This is a genomic window from Saccharibacillus endophyticus (genome assembly GCF_013185185.1).
GTDB classification, from domain to species: Bacteria; Bacillota; Bacilli; order Paenibacillales; family Paenibacillaceae; genus Saccharibacillus; species Saccharibacillus endophyticus.
This window is the reverse complement of the sequence record NZ_JAAZWE010000004.1, coordinates 49,217-72,434: the sequence shown is the minus strand read 5'-3', so window position 1 is coordinate 72,434 and position 23,218 is coordinate 49,217. Positions and strand designations below refer to the sequence as shown.

Genomic DNA, 23,218 nt, shown 5'->3' with positions numbered 1-23,218 from the left:
GATGACCGTCAGCCAACAAATAGTAATGATCGCCGTCGTCGTGCTCGGCACGATGGCGACGCGGTTCCTGCCGTTCTTGATCTTCCCGCCCGGCCGCCCGACGCCTCGATACGTGAAATATCTCGGCCGCGTCCTGCCTGCCGCCGCCATCGGCCTATTGGTCATTTACAGCCTGAAAGACATCAATCTGCTGTCTTCGACCCACGGCTTGCCCGAGCTGGTTTCGGTAGCCGTGGTCGTATGGCTTCATTTGTGGAAAAAGAACATGTTCTTATCCATCGCCGCAGGCACGATCCTGTACATGATCTTGATTCGCTTCTGATCCGAACTTGATCTGGTCCTGACTCCGATTTTGACTTTGAATTTTTTTGAATTCTTTTTTCTTCTCTCTTCCCGACAGCGTAGCACATCGGGCAATCCCCGTTCATTTGGGAAGCGAGAGCGAAGGGAGAAATTCAGTGAAAGACGCCTTTGAGCCAATAAAGCCGAAGGCTTTATTGGGCGAGACAGCGTCTTGAACGAATTTCTCCCGCAGCGCCCCGCGCCTCCCCAACGAACAGGATTCCCGAAACGAGTTACACGTTTCCCCCTCTCAACATGTCTACGTGCGGAATTCCGTCCTCCGGATATACTTCTGAAATCGGACGGAAGCCGAACGAGCCGTAGAATTTTTCAAGGTAATGCTGGGCTTGAATCTTGATTTCCTTTTCGCCCGATTCTTCCTTGAGGAAAGCGATCGCGCGCGACATCATCTCTTGAGCCAGTCCCTGACCGCGGAAGGCGTCGTTCACCAGCACGCGGCCGATCGAACACTGCGTGTACGCCACGCCCGGAGGAAGCAATCGGCAATAGGCCGCGATTTGTCCGTCTTTTTCCGCAAAAAGATGATGGCACTGCGGGTCTTTGCCGTCGATCTCGGGGTATAAGCAGTTCTGTTCCAGCATAAAGACGCCTACCCGTTCCCGAAGAATCCGGTAAAGCTCGTCTCCGCTAAGTTGTTCAAAAGATTTCAAATGCCACTGCATGTCCGCCGCCCCCTGTGTATAATTTAGTGTAAATACGCTGAAGGAAGCATACAATAATTTTATTGCGTTTGCAACAAAAGGAGGGCGTCATGGGCAACATTTTACGGGAGGTCGGGGCAATCGCGAGATGCTTCGAATCGATTTCCAACATCGAATTCAAGCCATACGGCCTTTCCAAAAATCAATATATCTATCTGGTGCGCATCTGCGAAAACCCGGGAATCATTCAGGAAGAGATCGTCTATATGGTGAAAGTGGACCGTTCGACGGCCTCGCGCGCGATCGAGAAGCTGGAGCGCGACGGTTTTATTCAGAAAGAACAGGAATCCGACAACCGGAAGAACAAAGCGTTGTACCCGACGGAAAAAGGGAAAGAGATGTACGCGTTTCTGCGCAAAGAGGACGATTACTCCAACGCCGCCGCGGTCAAAGGACTGAGTGCCGAGGAAGAAGAAACGCTGCTTCGGCTGCTGCAAAAGGTGCGGGCCAACGTCGAACCGGATTGGGAAAAGGTGAAAAACGGCGGAACGCGCGAGTATTAGGCGTTATTTCGTTTTTGAAAAGGAGTCGTAACATGAATCTGTTTCTGCATTCGATGAAATACGGGAATATTGCGCATTACGATTGGGAAATGACGTTGCTTGAAGAACGGGAAGGTTTTCTGATCGCGGAGGGAAAAGCGGGTCGATCGCTTAAGCATCATACGAAAGGACAGACTTTTATTATTCCTCATGCTTCTCTGGAGGTGTACGCGCTGCAAGAGGGATTCACGGTCAGCTTTGATATTTTGGACGGTGAAGTGATCTCGGTCTATTGCAATGTTTCGGAGCCTTGCGTACGCGATGGAGCGGATGTCTCGTTTATTGATTTGGACCTGGACTTGTTGTGGAATAAGGAGTTAGGCTGGCATGTGGTGGACGAAGAAGAATTCGAGGAGAATCGGATCAGGCTGAACTACCCGAACGATTTGGCGGCGTATGCGCGGCAAGCTTTGAGCGATTTGCAGGAGCGGATACGGCAGAACGTATTTCCTTTTGACGGGAGTTTGGCAGACGAAATCGCGCGGATTGCAGCCAGTACGTCGAAGCAGAAGCACTCTTAGTGTCCGATTGATTATGTAATGAAGCGACGCAAGCCTGAGGCTTCGTCGTTTTTTTATGCTTTCCGTTATGCGGAATGAAAAAAGATGAAAAAAAATTTCGCTTTTATGAAACAATTGTTTATTGCAGTGTTTACATATAGAAAGAAAAGGACTATAATCAACTCAAAAGTTGCGCATGGGAAACAATCGTGCGCCAGGGGAACAAATGCGGATCAAGGAAATACAAATACAAAATCAAACAATAAGTTGAGACAAATCGATAGAGATAGAGACGAAGAGGTGAGGATTCATGGAGAGAGACATCGAAAGAAAAGCCGAGCGCCAGAGAGAAAAAGCAATCAACGAGCCGGCCGGCGGGCAGGCTGAAGCGAGAACCCGTACCGAGTTGGCCGCACAGGCGGTATTGAACGGAGAAACCAAAGGAATCAAGCGGCTGCTGCCGTTTCTCGGCCCGGCCTTTATCGCCGCTGTTGCATATATCGATCCGGGCAACTTTGCTACCAATATTACGGCGGGATCGCAGTACGGCTATATGCTGCTGTGGGTAATCTTCGGCTCGAACCTGATGGCCGTGTTGATTCAAGCCTTATCGGCGAAGCTCGGGATCGCGACGGGACGCAACTTGCCGGAGGTCGCGCGCGATCGTTTCCCGAAAGGCGTCTCGATCTTCCTGTGGATTCAGAGTGAATTGGTCATTATCGCGACGGATTTGGCCGAATTTATCGGGGCGGCACTCGGTCTGTACCTGATCTTCGGGATTCCGATGCTGCCTGCCGCGTTGATCACGGCCGTCGCGTCGTTCGCTATTTTGGAGCTTCAACGCCGAGGCTACCGAGCGCTTGAGACGGGGATCGCGGGCATGGTCGTCGCTGTCGTATTGGCTTTCGCTTTTCAGGTATTCATGGCGAAGCCGGATATGGGCGCCGTAGCGATGGGCATCTTCACGCCGCAGTTCCAGGGTACGGAGAGCATCATGCTCGCAGCGGGCATTCTGGGCGCGACGGTGATGCCGCACGCCATCTACCTGCACTCGTCGCTGACGCAAAATCGGATCGTCGGCCGTAACGAGGAAGAGAAGAAAAAGATTTTCCGGCTTGAGTTTTTCGACATCGTGTTCGCGATGGTCGTAGCCGGAGCGGTGAATATGGCGATGCTCATTATTGCCGCTGCGCTGTTTTTCAAAAACGGTCTTGTCGTCGAAGAATTGGATCAGGCTTTTATTCACTTCAGGGAATTGGCCGGTCCCGCGACTGCGATCTCGTTCGGTCTGGGGCTGCTGATTGCCGGTCTGTCGAGTTCCTCGGTGGGTACGATGTCGGGGGACGTGGTGATGCAGGGCTTTATCAATAAACGGATCAACTTGTATCTGCGCCGGGCGATCACGATGACGCCGCCGCTCGTACTGATCATTTCGGGAATCAATGCGACGCAGGCGCTCGTTACGAGTCAGGTGATTCTATCGTTCGGGATCGCGTTCGCGCTTGTTCCGCTGATGATGTTCACGGGCGACCGCAAGCTGATGGGCGGGCTCGTGAATCGTCCGATCACGAAGATTCTGGGCTGGGCGATCGCGGCGCTGGTGATTGCGCTGAACGTGTTTTTGGTGGTGGAGAGTTTCTGAACCTGGGGTTGAAAGTCCTGTTCGGGGAAGCCAGGGCGCTGCGGGAGAAATTCGTTCAGGACGCTGTCTCGCTCGTAAAGTCTCCGACTTTACGAGCTCAAAGGCGTCCTTCACTGAATTTCTCCCTCCGCTGGGGCTTCCCGGGTAGGATTTTCAAAAAGAGCTTCAGCTTTGGGATAGCTGTAAGGGAAAGGCTTGCTTCGCTTGGTAGAGAAGCTTGGGTAGGGACTTGGAAAGTCTGAACTTCGCATTATAGGCGATCTGGGATGTTGTTCGTTTAATCCATACGGCGATGCATGAAACCTTTTTCGCTTCGGCTGGGGAGGTTTTTTTGTGTGTGGGGAAGGGCTAGTCAAGGGGATGCAAGGAGTTCTGGATAAGGGATTTAGGGATTGATTCGGCGGGAAGTGTTTAGATATGTCGAGAAGAACGTAAATTGAATGTAAAGTCGGCGCGATGGTATGATGGGGATTCGATGCCGTCAAGCGATGCGGAAGAGACTCCGTTTGACTTTTTAAGGCACGCTTACTTCAAGATGAACTCGGAGGAATAGGAATGGAAAGATGGAAAACAAAAGCCTCGATGAGGCATACGGCTCTTTGTTTTGTAGGCTTCGGCGTGTTGGCGGTGACTTTTGTGCTGATCGCGATGTTGGTTGCTTCGGGGCATCAAAGCGTCATGGATTTCGACCATAAATGGATCGGGCGGATTCAGGCGCAGGAATCTCCGGGATGGACGGCTACGGCGGAGACGCTGTCCTGGATCGGGTCGACCAAAGTGGTTATCGTGTTGGAGCTGATCCTGCTGTTGTTCCTGCTGGTCGTGCCCCGGCTTCGCTGGGAACCGCTGCTGGTGCTGGTCGCCACCGGAGGAAGCGCGCTGATCAATATTTTGCTCAAAAACCTGTTCCAACGCGAACGTCCGGACATCAACCGTCTGGCTCAAGAATATTCGTTCAGCTTTCCCAGCGGCCATTCCATGGGCGCGTTCGCGCTTTACGGCATTCTCGCTTATCTTCTCTGGCGCATGATTCGTCCGCGTACGATGCGCATCGTCGCGCTCGTTCTGTGCATTCTGCTGACCTTGACCATCGGTCTCAGCCGCATCTACCTCGGCGTGCATTACCCGAGCGACGTTATCGGCGGCTACGTCGCCAGCGGCGCTTGGCTGGCCCTGACCATCGGCGTGTTCGAATACTGGCGCCACCGCAAGCAGCGCCGCCTCGGCGGCCGCAGCGAAGCCGAACGACAAGAAAACATGCGCGGCGACGGAATATTGTCGTAGGCGAAGCCTTTTAGAGTCATCAAACGATAAGCATTCAAGCTATTTTCTTGCCTTGATTCAAAAAAAGGACAACATTCTCCCCAGAGAGAACGTTGTCTTTTTTATAAAAACCGAAGCAAGAGGCCAAGGAAGAAATTCAATGAAAGACGCCTTTGAGCCAATAAAGCCGAAGGCTTTATTAGGCGAGACAGCGTCTTGAATGAATTTCTTCCTTGGCCGACCCAAGCTTCCTCCGGCGAATAGAAGTTACAGCTGCGCGACGAGAATCTTCGCGAATGTTTCGACGAATTCCTTATCCGTCTCGTCAAACCGCGCATGTTCCGGACTGTCGATGTCCAACACGCCGATCAGATCGCCATTCTCCGCAATCAACGGCACGACGATCTCGCTGTTCGTGGCCGAATCGCAGGCGATATGTCCCGGGAATGCGTGCACGTCCTCGACGAGCTGCGTCTGGCGCGTCTGTGCGGCGGTTCCGCAGACGCCTTTGCCCATCGGGATACGGATGCAAGCCGGCAGACCCTGGAACGGGCCGAGTACGAGTTCTTTTCCGTCATACAGATAGAAGCCGGACCAGTTGGTATCGGGCAGGCACTGGGCAAGCAGGGCCGAAGCATTCGCGAGATTCGCGATGCGATCGGGCTCGCCGTCGATCAGGGCTTTCAATTGGGACAGCGCGGTCGCGTAGTTTTCTTCACGCGAACCGGCGTAAATTTTCGTTTCAAACATGGGCGTGAGCCTCCTTATTCGCATACAATTTCGAAAAATGTCGACCGGGCGGATTCTACCTGCTTCAAACAAGCGATCAGGCCGAATACGACGTATCCAGTATTCTTAATTAAGGCCTTTTCCGGTATAAATGTCAATGGATAAGGCAGGAATGAAATCCTCGGCAGAGGCCCGATTTTCTCGGCGGATTCGACGATGCAGCCGAATCGGTCCATGGAATGCGGAGTTGTTTTACGACGGAGAAAGTTGCAAAGCCGGGTGTTTCCTATAGGAAACGGGCGGGTAAGTAGTGGGTAACTCAAACGCTGCGTATTTTGCCGAATGCAGGTAGATCAACCGGATATGCCGCTGCAATCGAACATTAAAGGATGCGACAGTCGTTCACAGAATGGAGGAAAGGCGATATGCAGGCTGCAACTCAGAATTTATTCATAAGGATTCATCTGCTGCATTATGCGGAAGAGCAGGATATCTCCATCCGCGAAGCGCTGCCCAAACTGGAGCGTGCCGGTTACCGGGTCGCAGACCGGGAGGTTAAGCAGGAGCTGGAGAATCTGGCGACGGAGAATCTGCTTACCGCCCACGGCGAGGAATACACGCTGACCGGAGCCGGGATTACCGAGCTTCGCAAAGTTCGCAATTCGCTCGGCAGCATGTGTTCGGAAGTGCTGACCGAACGTCCGACCGCCAAAGCGGCAGGAGCCTGAATCGGAGCGAACGATCTGCTCTATACGCGATGAAGCAAGCCGCTCAGAGCCTATGCTTTTGAAGCGGTCGAATCCCCGAGTTCGTCTCCAAGGAGCGAATTCGGGGATTTTTATGATGGATTACGTGGTAGAATGGAAGGACGCGTCATGGCGCTTTCGGTAGGGATAGGATCGGGATCGCGTGAAGACGAAGACTTTTGAACGGGAGGCTTTTGAAGCTGTGGAACAACTGCAAGACAAACGCAAATACGTGCTGGCGGGGCTGATGCTCTCCACTTTTTTGGCGGCGGTAGAAGGTACGGTGATCAGTCCGGCCACGCCGTCGATCGTGGGCGAATTCGAGGCCGCTTCGCTGATGAGCTGGGTATTTGCCGCTTATCTGCTGACGATGGCTGTCACCACGCCGATCTTCGGCAAACTCAGCGATTTATTCGGACGAAAACCGATTTTCCTGTTGGGCTGTTTGCTCTTTATCGTCGGCTCGGCGTTGTGCGGATTTGCCGGAGGCATGGAACAGTTAATCGCTTTCCGCGCCCTGCAAGGGATCGGGGCAGGCGCCGTAATTCCGGTGACTTACACGATCGTCGGCGATCTGTACAAGATGGAGGAACGCGGCAAAGTCCAGGGAATGATTAGTTCAGTCTGGGGCATCGCATCGCTGGTCGGCCCTCTGCTCGGCGGATACCTCGTCGATACGTTCTCCTGGCGCTGGATCTTCGGGATTAACGTTCCGTTCGGGTTGTTGGCCGTACTGTTCATTATGCTGTTCTTGAAAGAAGAGCGCACGCGGAAAAAAGCGCAGATCGACTGGGCCGGAGCCGCGACGTTCACCATCGGGATGACGGCCCTGCTGCTTGCGCTGACTTCCGGCGGACAGTCCGCATCCTGGAATTCGCCGCTCATGATCGGACTATTGGCCGGAGCGGTGCTGATGCTGGTCGCATTCGTATGGATCGAAAGCCGCGCCGCCGAACCGATGGTACCGCTGAAGCTGTTCCTTATTCGGGATATCACCTTTTCCAGTATCGCGGCGATCTTCGTGAGTACCTTATTGATCGGTCTGACCACGTATATCCCGTTATGGGTTCAAGGCGTACAGCTGGGGAGCGCGGTATTGTCCGGCATGCTGTTGGCTCCGATGTCGTTCACTTGGATCGCCGGATCGTTCATAGGCGGTAAAATGATCGCCAAAAGCGGCGCGCGCGGCGCGGCCGTCATCGGCTTGTCCGCATTGGTACTGGGAAGCGGCGGAGTAGCGTTGCTCGGCGGCAGCGCGCCGGCTTACGTTCTTCCGCTGCTGATGCTCGTACTCGGCTTGGGCTTCGGCATGTCGCTGACCGTATTCACGATCATCGCCCAATCCTCGGTCGGGCACTCGCTGCGCGGGGCTTCGACGGCGCTGAATACGTTCCTGCGTACGTTGGGGCAGACGCTCGGCGTAGCCTTCTTCGGGACTTTCCTGAACGCTTCGCTTCTGTCGGATCGGGGAGCCTCGGGAGCTACGGAAGCGGACATCAATCAATTGTTGTCCGAGCATGGACGCGCCGAACTGCCTGCCGACAAACTGGCCAGCTTGTCCGGCGTGCTGGAAGGCGGACTGCATCAACTGTTCATCGTGATGCTGGTCTTGACGGCTCTGGGCCTGCTGGCCGTAATTCCGCTGAGCAAGCGTCCTCCTGCACCGCGCGAATAGAAAATAACGGCATGAAAAGACGATTTTTCGGTCCGATGCGTAGTCTCAATCCTGAAAGAAACAGAGTTGAGGCTGCGACTCGGACACGGAAAATCGTCTTTTTATCGCTCGAAAACATTGAGAAAAATTTCACTTATCAGATCATAACGAACGTTGAAAAATTCCCGCCGCCGGGACGCCGCGTTACTTGCGTGCCGACGGAGACAATCTTTCCGCTTCCATGCCCATTTTTTTAAGCAGCGAGATCAGTTGAAGCTTTTCTTCTTCTTCCAGGCCGCTGAGCGCGTTCGTGAGACGTTCGGCATAGTTCGGATAAGCTTCGTCCATCAAGGCACGTCCTTTTTCCGTCAGATCGGCATAAATCACGCGACGGTCGGTCGGGCAAGGGTGACGAACCAGCATGCCGTGACGCTCCAGCTTGTCGATCACGTAAGTGACGTTGCCGCTTTGCAGCAGAAGCTTGGCTCCGATTTGTTGAATAGGCTGTTGGCCTTTGAAATAGAGAACTTCGAGAACGGCAAACGCCGTAGGATTGAATCCTTGAATTTTGCTGCCGCTTACGGCATGTTCGTTAACGCTTTTGAACGATTTGGCGAACACCCGGTACAGATGCAGCGACAGTTCGGTATCGCGTGCCTGAGCATGAATCATTGCGCCTCCGCCTTTCAAATTTTGGTAGATGAATTATGTTTATCTTAGTTCAGAGCTAATGTTTAACGACATGTCATTTGTCACAGTTTTTCATTTTTAATAATTTAAATTTTTTCTTTTTCACGGAAGCTTCAAATTTGAAGTGACGGCGCGCACAGGAGATATTTGGCGAGAAAAGAAACAAAACGGCGAATGACGCGTAAAGAGGACGATAGAAGCTCGTTTTACCCGGCACGAACATCGAGAACGCGCCTGAGCGGTTCCGGCAAACGAGCGCGAGGAAAGGGTGGATGGAAGTGCCGACGGAGTCTGAGCAAAAGAAAACGGAATACGCGCTGGAGGTCGCTCTCGACGAAGCAGGTTACTCGCCGGGCGATGCCTGCGTGCGCAGCGTGTCGTTCAAAGTGGGCAGCGGAGAGCTGGTAGGGCTGATCGGACCGAACGGAGCGGGAAAAAGCACGACGATCAAAGCGATCCTGAAATTGATTCCCCATGTGAAAGGCGAGATTTTGCTGGGCGGTTCCGGGACTTACGCCTATGTTCCCGAGCAGCCCCTTTATTATGATACGCTGACGCTGTGGGAGCATCTGTCGTTGGCCGGAGCCGCTTACGGAATGGAAGAGCGGGATTTCGAAAAAAACGCGAACGAGCTGCTGGAGCGGTTTCGCATGAAAGACGCCCGAGACAAGCTGCCGGGCGGCATGTCGAAAGGCATGAAGCAGAAAATGATGCTCATGATCGGTTTTTTGCTGAAGCCGGATATTTATATCGTCGACGAGCCGTTTATCGGCTTGGACCCGCGCGCGACCAAAGATTTCCTGCGGCTGCTGGAAGAAGAACGTCAGCGCGGAGCCGGCGTGCTGATGTGCACCCACGTGTTGGACACGGCCGAGAAAATTTGCGATTATTTCGTTCTGCTTTCCGACGGCAAGACGGCCGCTCAGGGCAATATCGAAGACATCCGCCGGGCCTGCGACCTGCCTCGGGGCGACTTGTTCGATTGCTTCGAGGCGCTTACCGTATGAGCGGCACAAAGAAGGGCACGACCGGTTTTACGGGTTTCGCGCAGCCTGAAGCTTTGTTTTGGCGGCGTTTGCGCGACCATGTGGAGTGGGAAAGAAAAAATTTGAGATTGGTCGTCGATTGGGTCGTGGCTTTGTATATCATCATTCCGTTCGGGCTGCTCGGCGCCCGTTATTATTACGGATTTTGGAACGGGGAGATTCCTTCGGCGATGCACGGGCTGCCGCTTGCGGTTCTTTTGCTTGTACCGCTGCTGACGGCTCTGGCGTCGAAGCCTTTGTTGTTTTTGGAGCAGGCGGACGTCGTCTTTTTGCGGCAGCGGCCCGGTTGGCTTCAAGGCGTGACAAGCCGAGCGATCGTGCTGTTTGCCGTCTTCCAGGCACTCAAAGCCTTGGCGCTTGCCGCATTGCTTCTGCCTTTTCTGAGGGAGCTGTATCAGCTTTCCTGGACGGCGGTCGGCGCCTTGTATCTGTCGATTTGGACGCTGCATCTGTCGGCGGGCCTGCTGGGACATTTTTCGGTCGTTTTTCGTCGCGAAAAGCGGAAAGCAAATGCGGCATTGGCCGGTTTGCTGATCGTTTCGGTCGTTTTCCTTGCGTCTGCCGCTTGGGGCGCTGCCGCAAGCTCGGCATGCGCCGCGCTGCTCGGCGCGGCAGCCGTCTTCTTGATGCGCAAGCGAACGGCGCTTGCGCATCATTTCGAAGAAAGCGCGGCGGCCGACGGGGCCGCGCGCTTTCGGTTCGCCGCGCTGCTGCTGTCGCGCGCGGTCGAGAAGCCGCAGCCGCCAAAGCGCAAAGTCCGGCTGCTGCGCCGTTCCGGTCCTTTGCTTCCGAGCTTCGCGGGAAGCTGGCAGATTCGGCAAATCGCGGATGCCGCGCTCAAAAGCGCGCTGCGCGAGCGGGGATACGCGGGCATGTACGTGCAATTTTCCGGTATCAGCTTGGCGGTGATCGCGTTCGGGCCGGCTTGGGTCGGCTGGATCGTCATGCCGCTGATGCTGCTGCTGTTCTCGATGTGGCTGCGCGGGCTGTGGATTCAATTCGCCGACCATGCGTTTCCGCCGGTCGCGTCGATCGACCGCGGACTTCTGGACTCCGCTTGCGGACCCGCGGTCGGCGTCCAGATGCTGCCTCTGGCTTTTGCTTTGAACGCCTGCCTGGGCGTCAAAGTATTCGCGGCATGGTGGGGCGCTTTCGCGCTGGGACTGCCGGGAGCCGCCGTCGGCATGCTGCTGGCTTATATGCTGGCCGCATTTTGGCAGAAGAAAGAGTAATGAGGCGAACGGCCGTGCTCCGCTGAAGCGTCGGGCACGAACGGCGGCGATTGCGTTCTGCGCTTGCGGCAATCGCGCCGCCGCGTACGAGACTTCGCTTTCGAAGCCGTCCGTCTTCGCCGAAAAGCCGTACCCGGTCATGACGACGGGTACGGCTTTTAATTTGTTCGTTTTTTGATGCGGTCAAGCTCCGGTCTTCGAACCGTATGTCCGTTTAAGCCCGCAGCTCCGCCGCCCTCGCCGCCGCGCTGCTTCCCGCCGCATGTCCGGTCGAAAACGCCGCCGTGATATTATATCCGCCGGTATAGCCGTGAATATCCAGCAGTTCCCCGCAGAAGTACAGTCCGGCCGTGAACTTCGATTCCATCGAATGCGGGTCGACTTCTTTCAGATGCACGCCGCCGCCGGTGACGAAAGCATCCTCGATCGAAAGCGTGCCGTTGACCGGAATCGGGAACGCTTTGATCAGCTTCGCCAGCTCCGTCCATTTGGCTTTGGGAATATTGTCGTGGGTCAGCATCTCGTCCAGCTCCGCGCGCACCAGAAGCAGCGGGATCAGCTTTTCCGGCACGGCCGTTTTCAGCACGTTCTTGATCGCTTTTTTCGGATCGGCCGCCGTCAGGTTGAGCGTCTCACGGTACACGTCGTCGGCGCTGCGGTCTGGCATCAGGTCAACCGTCACGCGCACCGTGCCGCCGCCGGCCTGTTTATCCAGTTCTTTGACCACGTACTGGCTGCAGCGCAGCGCCGCCGGGCCTGACAGTCCGAAGTGCGTAAACAGCATGTCGCCCGCATGCGTCACGAGCTTTTTGCCTTTGGCGTTCCAGACGGTCAGCTCGATATCGCGCAGCGACAAGCCCTGCAATTCTTTGCTTTGGATAAAAGCCGCGCCGGACGTGATCGGAACTTCGGTCGGAAAAAGCTTCGTGATCGTGTGTCCCGCAGCTTCCGCCCAAGGATAACCGTCTCCGGTCGATCCGGTTTTGGGTACGGATTTGCCGCCGACCGCCGCGATCACGCAGGAGGCGGAAACTTCTTTCCCTCCTTTTAGCCGAACGCCCGCGACTTGCCCGCCCGTATATAAAATGCGCTCCACCGGCGTATTGATCCGCACTTCGACGCCGAGCGAGCGCACCCGTCCGACCAGCGCATCGACTACCGTCTTGGCCCGATCGCTGACCGGGAACATGCGCCCGTTGTCTTCTTCCTTGAGCGCAATGCCCAAGCCTTCGAAAAAGGCGATAATATCGCGACTGCCGAACTGCGACAGCGCGCTGTACAAAAACCGGCCGTTGCCGGGAATCCACTTGATGAGGTCGTCGAATTCCTTGTTGTTGGTGACATTGCAGCGTCCGCCGCCAGAAATGCCGAGCTTGCGCCCCAACTTGTCTCCCTTGTCGACAAGCAGCACGCGCGCGCCGCCTTCGCCGGCCGCCACCGCTGCCATCAATCCTGCCGAACCGCCGCCCACGACGATTACGTCATAATCCAAGATGCATCTTCCTTTTCACATTGATCGATTTCTTCCATATATCATAGCACAAACCGCGGCGAATGCTTCGCGAAGCCTGTCGTTTTCGTACGGATTGTTCAGTGCATGGGTCTTCGGTTTCGTCCGCCCAAAACGTAATCCTGCATTTTATTCCGAACAAGCTACTGGTACCATGACCGCTTAAGATGTTAGGTTACGTCCATCGGAAATACGCTTGAACCGTGCGTGTTTCCGATAGACGCAAACCTTAGATTGAATGCGTTCAAGCTACTAAGTATATTGTATCGGAAGAACGGGTATGTTTTAATCAAAGAGAAGGTATTTTCTTTAATATGGAAAAATAAATATAGTTACCAGTTATATATTTTGGATTTCGCCTATGCCAAAAGGAGGTACGGTAAAAGTGGAGCTGCTCAAAGTATTTATCATCCAGGTGTTATTCGCTTCGCTTCCCGTTTTGCTGGTACCTTCGTTCGAAAGCTTTGTCCGCACGCGCGCGAATCGGCTGCTCGCCAGGCACGGAGGGGACTCCGTCGGCATCGCTTTCACGTGCGCGAGCTCGGTGTCGCTGTTGATGTGTTGGTTTCTGGATGCCGGAAGCACGAGAATCGACGGACATTTGGCGCTGCTTCCGACCGGAATGGGGATTTTGTACGGCGTGCCGAAAGGCGTATTTCCGCTTGTCGGCCTGTACGCGTTGGTGGGCAGCTTGTTTGCCGAATCGAGGGAATTGCCTTATGTCTGGATCGAAGCGGCGGCGCTTTTGCTGCTTGCGTTGAGCCGTTCGCGGATGCTTCGGATGCAAACGTGGCGGCGCAGAGTCGTTCTTACCTGTTGGCTGCTCGTCGCGTATTTTCCTCATGCCGTTTTTCATATTCAAGAGTCTGTAGCCGAAGGCAATGCCTGGGCGGCCGTTCCGAGAGTAGTGATCGAGCTGCTGGGGGGCCTTGCCGCCGGTCTGCTGCTGCTCTATTCGCGCAGGGACGCGCAGGATCGGCATCTTTTGAACGAACAAGCGGGCGCGATGCGCGAACGGGTTATCGAAGAAGAAACGAAGCTTCAGGCCTTCATGCGGACGCTGCCCGGCTTCGCGCTGACGGTGGACCGTCTGGGCCGCGTAACGGGCGTGAACGATCGGGCGTTCGGCGCTATCAGCAGCCGCGTTCCGACGGCTACGCGCGATATGGTTGCCGGCAAAAGCTTTGCGGAGCTGATGAACTCGATCGGCATGCAAGCGGATCCCGTGTTCTTGCAGGCGCTGGACATGAGCATTCGCGAGAACCGGACGGCCGAGCGGACGATGGAGTTCGGCGGCCGGAAGTTCAGCATTTATTTGTCCCCGGCGCATACGGATCAAGGCGAAGTGTTCGGGGCGGTATGCAGCATCTACGACGTCACGGAAGTCGAACGGATGAGAGCCGAGCTGGAAGACATGAACCGTTTGAATCTGATTGGGCAAATGGCGGCGGGAGTCACGCACGAGGTACGCAACCCGATGGCCGTCGTGCGCGGATATTTGCAAATTTTGCAGAAGAAAACGCCGGACGAATACGATCATTATTATAAAATCGTGCTGGAAGAGCTTGACCGGGCCGGAGGAATCATCGACGACTTTCTGGCGTTGGCCCGAACCAAGCAGCAGATGACCGAAAAACGCAGGCTGCGTTCGGTCGTGGAAGATTTGTGGCCGCTGCTTCAGGCGGATGCCAATCTTCGCGGTCAGACGATCCGGCTCGAGGAGGGAGCGGACGGCGAAGAAATTTCGATGCACCCCGGAGAAATCAAGCAGCTCGTATTGAACCTGGCCCGCAACGGGCTGGAAGCGATGGACGACAAGGGAGAACTCGTGATCGCGATCGAGGAATTGGAAGACCGTTTGCGGCTGCGGGTAAAAGACAACGGCCCAGGCATTCCGGAAGAGACGCTCGAACGCATCAAACAACCCTTTTTCACTACGAAAAAAACCGGAACCGGGCTTGGATTGGTGCTTTGTTCAGGCATAGCAGAGCGGCACGGAGGCAGTTTGTCCATTGAATCGACGGTGGGCGAAGGCACGGAAGTACGGATCGACTTTGCGAAAAAGAGCGAATCGAAAGATTCGAAAGCGGCTGTAGAGGTATGACGTTCAAGCTTATGGGCGGCGGATCCAACAGCGGAAGCAGCGATTCGAGACCCGTTATTGGGAAACGGCTTTCCTTTGGTTAGGGCTCACGGTATAATGGAGGCACATCAACGACTTGGAGGAGTGAATCGAACATGGCTATGTCTTTCGATCAATATATGCGTGATATGATCCAACCGATGCGCGACGAACTGACGACATTGGGAATCCGCGAACTGCGGACGCCCGAGGAAGTGGAAGAGAACCTTCCGAACGCGACAGGCACGACGCTTGTCGTCATCAACTCGGTCTGCGGATGCGCCGCCGGCCAATGCCGCCCGGGCGTGGCTCAAGCGCTTCAGCACGAGAAAACGCCGAACAACCTGTTTACGGTATTCGCCGGACAGGATAAGGAAGCAACGGCACAGGCTCGCGAATACTTCGCGCCGTACCCGCCTTCTTCGCCTTCGATCGCGTTGTTCAAGGATGGAGAGCTGGTTCACTTTATCGAGCGTCATTCGATCGAAGACCGTTCCGCCGGCGATATCGCCGACGATCTGACGCGCGCTTTCGATGAATTCTGCGGCTAATAGCGCGGAAGAAGCTCCGGCAGGACGATTGTTGTCCGCCGGGGCTTTTTTGCATAAAAATCAACTGGCTCGACGTGAATGAATGTGAAAAAAATACGGCGTAAGTTCGATGTCAGGCCGTTGCGGGTATAATGGTGAGGAGAGCAATATTATTCCGGCTATTCAAAGGAGAGGATTCACGATGAGTTTGCAACAACAAATTATCGCCGAGTTGGGCGTGCAGCCTACGATCGATCCGGAAGCGGAGATCCGCAAACGGGTCGACTTCCTGAAACAGTACGTGCTTGCGGCGGGCGCGAACGGCCTTTTGATCGCAATCAGCGGCGGCGTAGACAGTGCGGTCGCGACAGGACTTTGTAAACGCGCAACAGACGAATTGACCGAAGAAAACGGCAAAGAGTTCATCACGCTGGGCGTATTCCAGCCTTACGGCGAGCAGTCGGATATCGAGCACAGCTACGCGACGGCGAAAGCTTTCGGCTTGACGCATACGGTCGAGACGAATATTCAAGACGCCGTCGACCATGTCGCTTCTACCGTCGAAAAGAGTTTCGAGAAGCTGGATATCAACAATCCGAAGAAGATGACCGACAAAGGCAAAGGCAATATCAAAGCGAGAACGCGCATGGTCGTGCAGTATGCCCTGTCGTTCGAGATGAACCTGATCGTCGTCGGTACCGACCATGCTTCCGAAGCGATTACCGGTTTTTATACGAAGTGGGGCGACGGAGCGGTCGACATCACGCCGCTGTCCACGTTGAACAAGCGCCAAGTGCGCCAGGTGGCTGCCGCGATCGGCGTGCCGGACGAGATCGTGACCAAAGCGCCGACGGCCGGACTGTGGGTCGGGCAGACCGACGAGACCGAGCTCGGGATTACGTATGACGAGAACAGCGATTATCTCGAAGGCAAAGAAGTGTCGCCGAACGTGCAATCGCTGCTGGAGAACTTCTATAAGAGAACGGCGCATAAGCGGAATCCGATTCCGGGGATTTAAGTTACGTAGGCGGGGGGAAGCGAGAAGGCTGCGAGAGAAATTGCCAGCATAGGCTTCCGAAGTGCATTTCTTCGAAATGCTTCACAAGACGCTGTCTCACTTGGAAAACTGGATTGGAATTTTAGTTGTAGGTTTTCCAAGTTCAAAGGCGTCTTTCACTGAATTTCTCTCTCCGTCTTCTCGCTTCCAGCTACGTTGGGGGTTAGTTGGGGGTTAGTGGTATGTTAAGAGGACCTGGCCTACAAGGCCGGGTCCTCTTTTGGATAAGGAATATTCGTTTCAGAATAATTCTCTTTTTGAACTCAGGAAAGATACAATTCGAAAGCCGCGTCGTACTCTTGAGGATGGTATTTCTCATGGGCGGCCAGGAGTTCGGTTTGGGCGTGTTGAAGGATGGCTTTATATTCGGCGCTGGCGCTGCCGCCGCTCGAAAGGCGGCCTACCGCATCGCGGCTATGTTCGAAGCTGCGTTCGACCAATGCCCAGTGACGCGCGTATTCGGCTTTTGTCATGCCGATCAAAGTCAGGATTTTATAGAGTGCGGTGAGCGGTTCCAGATGGGCCTTGACCACGTCGATCGAGAAAGACTGACCCATCGTGAACTTGATTTCGACGTCCAGATCCGCTGTGCCCGCCGTTTCCAAGATAACGTTCGTCGGCGTGTGTTCGAAATAATTGTAGCGCAGAATCTGCCGTTTGCTGCTAATCGCTTTCTCTCCGTCGACGTGGATCATGCCGATGTTGGTGAAGGCATATTCGTCTTTTGCGGATTTGAGCAGGAAGTAGAGCTTCTCGTTCATCTCAGTGAAAATGTAAGCTTGAGCTTGGGTATTCGCAAATTCGGACGGAGGAATGACTTTGCACTTATCGGACATGCCGGTAAGGTCGGAAGTGACGCGGGAGAAAATGTTACGGGACAAAAAGATTCCACCTTTCGATATCGAGTAGGGTCAATCTATGTATCTTGTTGGAACCTATTTTAACCGATGCGAATCGAGAATCAAAGGTCGGAAACAAAATAATGGAACAGAAAGAGGAACTGGAGTTCGATTGTGTCTCCTGATACAATATAGGGCGATGGAGCATAACGGCACGAAGCGGAGGAACGACGGAATGATTTACGGAATCGGTCACGATCTATTGGAAATCGGCCGTGTCGTTCGGGTGTTGGACGGGCGGCAAGGAGAACGGTTTTTACGGCGGGTGTTGACACCGGCGGAACTCGGGATCGCGAGAGAACGAGGACCGAGATTAGCGGAATTCGTTTCCGGGCGTTTTGCTGCCAAGGAAGCGATCGTTAAGGCATTAGGCTGCGGAATCGGCCATATGGTCGGGTTTGAAGATATCGAGATCGTTCCGGATAAGCTGGGCAAGCCCGGCGTTACGCTGTCGGAGGAAGCCTGGAACAGGCTGAGCCTGCCGGGAGGGAACGATTATGCCATACATTTGAGCATTACGCATCAACCGGGGATGGCTTCGGCCTTCGCCGTAGTGGAAAGGACGACATCATGAGCAGCAAACCGAAAATGGACGCAGAAACGGGAAAAACAGATCAGGCGAATCAAGCGTCGGTCAGCGTATGGGAGCGGATCGTCAGTATCGAAGCCGCGGAGAGTCGGGAGTATTTCAGCCGGGAACTGCTGGTCTGGTACGATCGCAGCAAGCGGGATTTGCCGTGGCGCAGGCATCGCGATCCGTATTTTATCTGGGTGTCGGAAATCATGCTTCAGCAGACGCGGGTAGATACGGTCATTCCGTACTTTCATCGTTTTATCGAGCGGTTCCCTACGATTCGCGATCTGGCGGAAGCGCTGCAGGAAGACGTGGTAAAAATGTGGGAAGGTCTTGGCTATTACTCGCGGGCACGGAATCTTCAAGCGGCTGCGCAGCAGATTGTCGAACTGCATGATGGAGAGATGCCTTCGGAGCGGGAGCATGTTTTTGCGTTAAAAGGGGTCGGGCCGTATACGGCAGGCGCTATTCTCAGCATTGCTTTCAATCAGCCGGAGCCTGCGGTCGACGGCAACGTGATGCGCGTGCTGTCGCGCTACTTCCTGATCGAGGACGATATTGCCAAGCCCAAGACGCGAATCGGCATGGAGAAGATCATTCCGGGCTTGATTCCCGAAGGGCGGGCGTCGGACTTCAATCAGGCGCTGATGGAACTCGGAGCGCTGATCTGCACGCCGAAGTCTCCGCACTGCCTGATCTGTCCGGTCATGGAGCACTGCCGGGGCCGGATCGAAGGCATGGAGCGCGAGCTGCCGATCAAAACAAAAGCCAAGAAGCCTCGGCCGGAGCAGCGGTTGGCTATTTTGCTGGAAGGCTCGGGTGAACATGAAGGGCGCGTGCTCGTTCGTCGCCGTCCCAAAACGGGGTTGCTGGCAAGCATGTGGGAAATCCCGCATGTAGCCGCAGCAGGCGAAGATCTTGGCGTCGATGTGGCTCAGCTTGAAGAACTGTTGGAGGATCGCGGGCTGGTCTGGTCGCCGATGACGGCTTACATGACCGCCGAGCATACGTTCAGCCATATTCATTGGACGATGAAAGTGCTGATCGCTCGCGAGCAGCCCGAAGTGTTAGCGCAATTAGCGGCCGAGAGCGGTGTTCCTTATAAAGTAGCGGTACCGGAATCGGCGCTGGAACCGGAGCTGCGTTTCGACGCGGAAGATTCGGGCGAAGAATGGCGTTGGGTGTCGCGAGAAGACATGCGGGAGATTGCGTTTCCGAACTTGTTTTCTCATATTTTGAATACGTACTTCGCGGATGAAGAAACGCGGGCCAAATAAGCGAAATGCAAAAAAACGCCGATCCCGGAGGATCGGCGTTTTTGCGTATCGGTTGTTCCGGCTTGACGGGCAACCGTTTATCGCGATAGGGATCGAAACTTATTTTGCTGCCGCAAAACGCTTCGACACTTCATCCCAGTTGACTACGTTCCAGAACGTCGAGATGTAGTCCGGACGTTTGTTTTGGAATTTCAGGTAGTAAGCGTGCTCCCAAACGTCCAGACCCAGGATCGGCGTTTGGCCTTCCATGATCGGGCTGTCTTGGTTCGGAGTGCTTGTTACGGCCAATTTGCCGTCTTTGCCGACAACCAACCATGCCCAGCCGCTGCCGAAACGAGTCGTAGCCGCTTTGGCGAAGTCTTCTTTGAATTTATCGAAACCGCCGAGGTCGCTGTCGATTGCCGCAGCCAGGTCGCCGGACGGAGCGCCGCCGCCGTTCGGTCCGATAACGGTCCAGAACAGGCTGTGGTTATGGTGTCCGCCGCCGTTGTTGCGAACAGCGGTACGGATGCTTTCCGGTACGCTGTCGATATCGCCGATCAGCTCTTCCAGGCTCTTGCTTTGCAGTTCCGGAGCGCTTTCCAGAGCAGCGTTCAGGTTTGTTACGTATGTGTTGTGATGGCGATCGTGGTGGATTTCCATCGTCTGTGCGTCGATATGAGGTTCAAGCGCGTCGTTCGAGTACGGCAATGCTGGCAATTCAAAAGCCATGATAAGATTACCTCCTGCTTAAGTTGGATTTAACGACGTTGCCCGGCCGAATGATGTAGTTTACATAGGATGTACATAGGGACGTCCTTACTCTTTATTAAACAGGATCACTTTCTTTAAATCAATAGGTCATTTTTTCTCCGTGACTTTTTTGGAGGGCAAAAAGAGCCTCTTAATTGTTAAAAAGATCATAACGATGTAAAACGGTCTTCGTTTATGATGGAGCGGTGCCGGCAGTGCCGAAAATGCGCGGAAAGCCTTTGCATAATCGCGAAAAAACTCGAAATGCGATATTCTTCAAATAAAAATAATGTTTTTTCGTGTCACTTATGGTTTAATAATCGTGTGAGGAAAGTAAATCCACTAGAAACCTCGTATTTTTTATGCCTTTTTTGTAAACTCGCGTCTTACTTTCTGTAAATACCTGATTCAAGTAAGCGTTTGCGAAAAGCTTATACCGATGATTTTCATAGCTGGGTCGTCTGACGGCAGGCGCATTCGATTGCCGTTTTAAGTTATGGGACGTCGACAGCCGCTTTTTTGCATGAGCTGCCATTTCCAAAGAAGAAGGGGATTTAAGCATGAACGTTCGTTCTTTTCAATTGAGTGATTCCAGTCGTGTCACGGAACTTCTGCAGGTCGCTTTATCCGAAGAGTGTTATGAAAAGACGATTGGTCCTTTTTCCCGGCAGCTGTCCTGGGATTCGGAACTGATTCTGGTAGCGGAAGACGGAGATGAACTCGTCGGCGTGATGATCGGTACGATCGAGCGCGATATGGGTTGCTACTACCGTATTGCCGTGCATCCGGATTATCGTCGGCAGGGAATCGGCAAAGCATTGGTTGCCAAGCTCGAAGGACGCTTCCAACAGCGCAAAGTCAACAGTATTTTCGTATCGGGCGACGAGCACAATTCGCCGGCGCTGCCTTTGTACGAAGCGATGGGATATGGAGCGAACCGCATCCTGAACGCGTTCCAGAAGCTGAGTATTTTGGCCGTACACTAACAGGCAAAGCACAAAAATTCATCCGGCAGCGGGGAGCATTCGGATGCGGCTGATCAGCCGAAACGTATACAAATATGCGGGTCCCCGGAAAGGAACCGCTTGAACTTGCATAGGCATGCCCGTTCCCTCGGGCGTCTGTACGACGAGATCGTCGGTACGGACGCTGGAGAGCACGGGGATGCTTTTATTTTTTGGCGACTCGATTTTCAGGCGGATTCGCGGTAAAATGGAAGAAGTCTCACAGTCGGATACGAACGAAATCGAAAAGCGCTTCCGGAACAAGCTTGCGATCCGGATCTAGCGCCTTTTTTTGCGGATATAGATGAGATAGGAAAGAAAGGAGGCATCGGGATGAACGAACGGGAAAAGAGCGGCGTCGGGGTGCAAACGGCCTCGTGGGAAATGCTGAAGCGTGAAATTATCGAGGCTGCGCCGTCATTCGGGATCGACGACATCGGATTCGCTTCGGCCGATCCTTTTTTGTCGTTACGAGTCAGATTGGAGCAGCATCGGGCGAAAGGATTCGAATCGGGCTTCGAGGAGCCGGATCTGGACAAAAGAACCTATCCGGCGCTGAGTCACGAGGACCCGCAGTCGTTGATCGCGATTGCGGTCGCGTATCCGTCGAAGCTGGAAAACGCGCCGAAGTCCGAACCGGGGCGCACGCGGGGCATGATGGCGCGTTCGGCGTGGGGGCGCGATTATCACTTTGTATTGCGGGAAGCGATGGAGCGGTTGGTGGCTTTCATCAAAGAAAAGGTTCCGTGGGCAAGCGTCGTAAACATGGTCGATACGGGCGTTTTGTCGGATCGGGCTGTCGCGCACCGGGCCGGAATCGGTTTTCAGGGGAAAAACTGCATGATTATTTCTCCGAAATACGGATCATGGATTTATCTGGGCGAGCTGATTACGAATATTCCGTTCTCCGCCGACGAGGAAGTTCAGGACGATTGCGGAGACTGCACGCGCTGCATCGACGCTTGTCCGACGGGAGCGTTGGTCGGTCCGGGAGAGTTGAATGCTCAGCGCTGCGTATCGTTCCTGACGCAAACGAAGGGACTGCTCAGCGAGGAATTCATGATGAAGATCGGCAATCGGCTGTACGGCTGCGATACCTGCCAGATCGTATGCCCGAAAAATAAAGGCAAGCACTGGCCGCATCATGCCCAGCTTCAGCCGGACCCGGAAAAGGCGAAGCCTCTGCTGCTGCCGATACTCGATCTGAGCAATCGGCAGTTCAAAGAGCAGTTCGGGGATACGGCGGCGGCTTGGCGCGGACGGGGACCGATCCAGCGCAACGCGGTGATCGCGCTGGGGAACTTCAAGGACGAGACGGCGCTGCCGAAGCTGGCCGAGGTACTGGTCAGCGATCCGCGTCCGGTCATGCGCGGCACGGCCGCATGGTCGATCGGGCGAATCGGCGGATCGGCGGCCGAGGAGGCACTTTTGGCCGCGCAGCCGCTGGAGCAGGATGAGGAAGTGCTGGAGCGGATCGGCCTTGCGCTGAGCGAAGCGCGGGAAGGTCGCAAGCCGCGTCCGGCAAAAGGCGACCCTTCGAGACGCGGACAGGCAGGCGAGCCGGATGCGCGGTTGGGCAGCGAAGCGCAAGACGCTGCGGCATCTCAAGCATCTGGCTCAGCGGCTTCGGTAGTTGAAACCGTGAAGCCGAGCGAGAGCAGCGAATCTCGAAGCGGGCATGAAGCAGAAGGTGATTTTGCGAACCGTACGGATGTTTCGGTTATTCCCGTCGAGCCTGCCGCGGTTTCTGTCCCACGCTCCTCGACCGAGACGCTTTTCTACGACGAAATGCAGTCTCCGATCGGCCCATTGGTGCTGACAACCAGCCGAAAAGGGTTATGCCGCATCGACTTCGGTACGTTCGAATCCCATGCTGCATCGTTGGAACTTTGGGCTAAGCGGTGGTTCGGCGTGATCGAGCTTGTTCGCAAGCCGGATGCGATCAAGCCGTATAAAAAGCAGCTGTTCGAGTATTTGACGGGGCGTCGCCAGACGTTCGATCTGGAGCTTGACCTGCAGGGAACTCCGTTCCAGATAGAGGTCTGGCGCGCGCTAGAGCAGATCGGATACGGAGAGACTGTTTCGTATAAACGGATAGCGGAAGCGGTTGGGCGTCCGACTGCCGTACGAGCCGTAGGCGGTGCGAATAACCGCAATCCCCTTCCGCTTGTTCTGCCTTGTCACCGCGTCGTAGGCGCCAACGGCAAGCTGGTCGGTTATGCCGGAGGACTGGACGCGAAAAAGAAATTGCTCGCTATCGAGCACCGCGGGCTGCACGCCGACAGCGGGAAAGGCCGCTCCGAATCCTAGTTACAAGCCGGAATTATAAATTGCGGCAACTGCCGCCTCGTGCTACACTTAACTCGTGCGTCCTTGCGCACTTATATAGCCAAAAACGTGGGGTG

At 54.7% G+C, this 23,218-nt stretch carries 22 protein-coding genes; 16 read left to right on the top strand and 6 right to left on the bottom strand.

The genetic code is table 11. The features are described 5' to 3' along the window. The first annotated feature begins 1 nt into the window (after position 1). Complete coding sequence (locus tag HRQ63_RS15050; RefSeq protein ID WP_172246101.1) at positions 2 to 322, top strand: branched-chain amino acid transporter permease; 321 nt, start codon at positions 2 to 4, stop codon at positions 320 to 322. A 253-nt stretch (positions 323 to 575) separates the two neighbouring features. Here the strand turns inward: HRQ63_RS15050 and HRQ63_RS15045 are convergent, their stop codons facing one another. Further along, positions 576 to 1,025, bottom strand: a complete 450-nt coding sequence (locus HRQ63_RS15045) for a GNAT family N-acetyltransferase (protein ID WP_172245222.1) — start codon at positions 1,023 to 1,025, stop codon at positions 576 to 578. 89 nt (positions 1,026 to 1,114) lie between these two features. Between HRQ63_RS15045 and HRQ63_RS15040 the strand changes: the two genes are divergently transcribed. From HRQ63_RS15040 to HRQ63_RS15025, 4 genes are all read left to right on the top strand, one after another. Beyond that, entirely contained in the window at positions 1,115 to 1,567 is a 453-nt protein-coding gene (locus HRQ63_RS15040) for a MarR family winged helix-turn-helix transcriptional regulator (protein ID WP_172245221.1), read from the top strand. 32 nt (positions 1,568 to 1,599) lie between these two features. Next, a complete protein-coding gene (locus tag HRQ63_RS15035; protein WP_172245220.1) occupies positions 1,600 to 2,127 on the top strand; it encodes a DUF402 domain-containing protein in 528 nt (175 codons plus the stop codon). A 289-nt stretch (positions 2,128 to 2,416) separates the two neighbouring features. Continuing rightward, positions 2,417 to 3,748: an Nramp family divalent metal transporter gene (locus HRQ63_RS15030; RefSeq protein WP_172245219.1), complete on the top strand. Its 1,332-nt coding sequence runs from the start codon at positions 2,417 to 2,419 to the stop codon at positions 3,746 to 3,748. Between the two features lie 555 nt (positions 3,749 to 4,303). Beyond that, positions 4,304 to 5,032: a phosphatase PAP2 family protein gene (locus HRQ63_RS15025; RefSeq protein ID WP_172245218.1), complete on the top strand. Its 729-nt coding sequence runs from the start codon at positions 4,304 to 4,306 to the stop codon at positions 5,030 to 5,032. Between the two features lie 246 nt (positions 5,033 to 5,278). On the opposite strand, the gene HRQ63_RS15020 is transcribed toward HRQ63_RS15025, so the two are convergent. Continuing rightward, positions 5,279 to 5,761, bottom strand: coding sequence for a GAF domain-containing protein (locus HRQ63_RS15020; protein ID WP_172245217.1), 483 nt, complete (start codon positions 5,759 to 5,761; stop codon positions 5,279 to 5,281). Between the two features lie 404 nt (positions 5,762 to 6,165). On the opposite strand from HRQ63_RS15020, the gene HRQ63_RS15015 reads away from it, so the two are divergent. Then, a complete protein-coding gene (locus tag HRQ63_RS15015; protein ID WP_172245216.1) occupies positions 6,166 to 6,468 on the top strand; it encodes a hypothetical protein in 303 nt (100 codons plus the stop codon). 265 nt (positions 6,469 to 6,733) lie between these two features. After that, entirely contained in the window at positions 6,734 to 8,161 is a 1,428-nt protein-coding gene (locus HRQ63_RS15010; protein WP_229714249.1) for an MDR family MFS transporter, read from the top strand. Positions 8,162 to 8,344: 183 nt separating this feature from the next. On the opposite strand, the gene HRQ63_RS15005 is transcribed toward HRQ63_RS15010, so the two are convergent. Then, entirely contained in the window at positions 8,345 to 8,812 is a 468-nt protein-coding gene (locus tag HRQ63_RS15005; protein ID WP_172245215.1) for a MarR family winged helix-turn-helix transcriptional regulator, read from the bottom strand. Positions 8,813 to 9,102: 290 nt separating this feature from the next. On the opposite strand from HRQ63_RS15005, the gene HRQ63_RS15000 reads away from it, so the two are divergent. Both HRQ63_RS15000 and HRQ63_RS14995 read left to right on the top strand, forming a co-directional pair. After that, entirely contained in the window at positions 9,103 to 9,837 is a 735-nt protein-coding gene (locus tag HRQ63_RS15000; protein WP_172245214.1) for an ABC transporter ATP-binding protein, read from the top strand. Further along, positions 9,834 to 11,108, top strand: a complete 1,275-nt coding sequence (locus HRQ63_RS14995) for an ABC transporter permease (protein ID WP_172245213.1) — start codon at positions 9,834 to 9,836, stop codon at positions 11,106 to 11,108. Before HRQ63_RS15000 ends, HRQ63_RS14995 begins: the two co-directional genes overlap by 4 nt. Before the next feature lie 214 nt (positions 11,109 to 11,322). Here the strand turns inward: HRQ63_RS14995 and HRQ63_RS14990 are convergent, their stop codons facing one another. After that, positions 11,323 to 12,600 (bottom strand): BaiN/RdsA family NAD(P)/FAD-dependent oxidoreductase, encoded by a 1,278-nt coding sequence (locus HRQ63_RS14990; RefSeq protein WP_172245212.1) that lies wholly within the window; start codon positions 12,598 to 12,600, stop codon positions 11,323 to 11,325. A gap of 403 nt (positions 12,601 to 13,003) precedes the next feature. On the opposite strand from HRQ63_RS14990, the gene HRQ63_RS14985 reads away from it, so the two are divergent. The 3 genes from HRQ63_RS14985 (at position 13,004) to nadE (ending at position 16,288) form a co-directional block, all read left to right on the top strand. Beyond that, on the top strand, positions 13,004 to 14,722 hold the full coding sequence (locus tag HRQ63_RS14985) for an ATP-binding protein (protein WP_172245210.1): 1,719 nt from the start codon (positions 13,004 to 13,006) through the stop codon (positions 14,720 to 14,722). Positions 14,723 to 14,856: 134 nt separating this feature from the next. After that, positions 14,857 to 15,291 carry a BrxA/BrxB family bacilliredoxin gene (locus HRQ63_RS14980; RefSeq protein ID WP_172245208.1) on the top strand — a complete coding sequence of 145 codons (435 nt, stop codon included), beginning with the start codon at positions 14,857 to 14,859 and terminating at the stop codon, positions 15,289 to 15,291. A gap of 181 nt (positions 15,292 to 15,472) precedes the next feature. Continuing rightward, the gene (gene nadE, locus HRQ63_RS14975; protein WP_172245206.1) at positions 15,473 to 16,288 is read left to right on the top strand and encodes an ammonia-dependent NAD(+) synthetase; all 816 of its coding nucleotides are present in this window, start codon (positions 15,473 to 15,475) and stop codon (positions 16,286 to 16,288) included. Between the two features lie 302 nt (positions 16,289 to 16,590). Here nadE and HRQ63_RS14970 read toward each other — a convergent pair whose 3' ends face one another. After that, positions 16,591 to 17,208: a PH domain-containing protein gene (locus tag HRQ63_RS14970; protein WP_172245196.1), complete on the bottom strand. Its 618-nt coding sequence runs from the start codon at positions 17,206 to 17,208 to the stop codon at positions 16,591 to 16,593. Between the two features lie 193 nt (positions 17,209 to 17,401). On the opposite strand from HRQ63_RS14970, the gene acpS reads away from it, so the two are divergent. Continuing rightward, on the top strand, positions 17,402 to 17,800 hold the full coding sequence (gene acpS, locus HRQ63_RS14965; protein ID WP_172245194.1) for a holo-ACP synthase: 399 nt from the start codon (positions 17,402 to 17,404) through the stop codon (positions 17,798 to 17,800). 86 nt (positions 17,801 to 17,886) lie between these two features. After that, positions 17,887 to 19,077 (top strand): A/G-specific adenine glycosylase, encoded by a 1,191-nt coding sequence (gene mutY / locus HRQ63_RS14960; RefSeq protein ID WP_371873230.1) that lies wholly within the window; start codon positions 17,887 to 17,889, stop codon positions 19,075 to 19,077. Positions 19,078 to 19,176: 99 nt separating this feature from the next. Here mutY and HRQ63_RS14955 read toward each other — a convergent pair whose 3' ends face one another. Further along, entirely contained in the window at positions 19,177 to 19,788 is a 612-nt protein-coding gene (locus HRQ63_RS14955) for a superoxide dismutase (RefSeq protein WP_216673961.1), read from the bottom strand. Between the two features lie 581 nt (positions 19,789 to 20,369). Here HRQ63_RS14955 and HRQ63_RS14950 point away from each other — a divergent pair. Further along, on the top strand, positions 20,370 to 20,795 hold the full coding sequence (locus tag HRQ63_RS14950) for a GNAT family N-acetyltransferase (protein WP_172245192.1): 426 nt from the start codon (positions 20,370 to 20,372) through the stop codon (positions 20,793 to 20,795). Between the two features lie 351 nt (positions 20,796 to 21,146). Further along, on the top strand, positions 21,147 to 23,123 hold the full coding sequence (gene queG / locus HRQ63_RS14945; RefSeq protein ID WP_172245190.1) for a tRNA epoxyqueuosine(34) reductase QueG: 1,977 nt from the start codon (positions 21,147 to 21,149) through the stop codon (positions 23,121 to 23,123). The last annotated feature ends 95 nt before the right edge of the window (positions 23,124 to 23,218 follow it).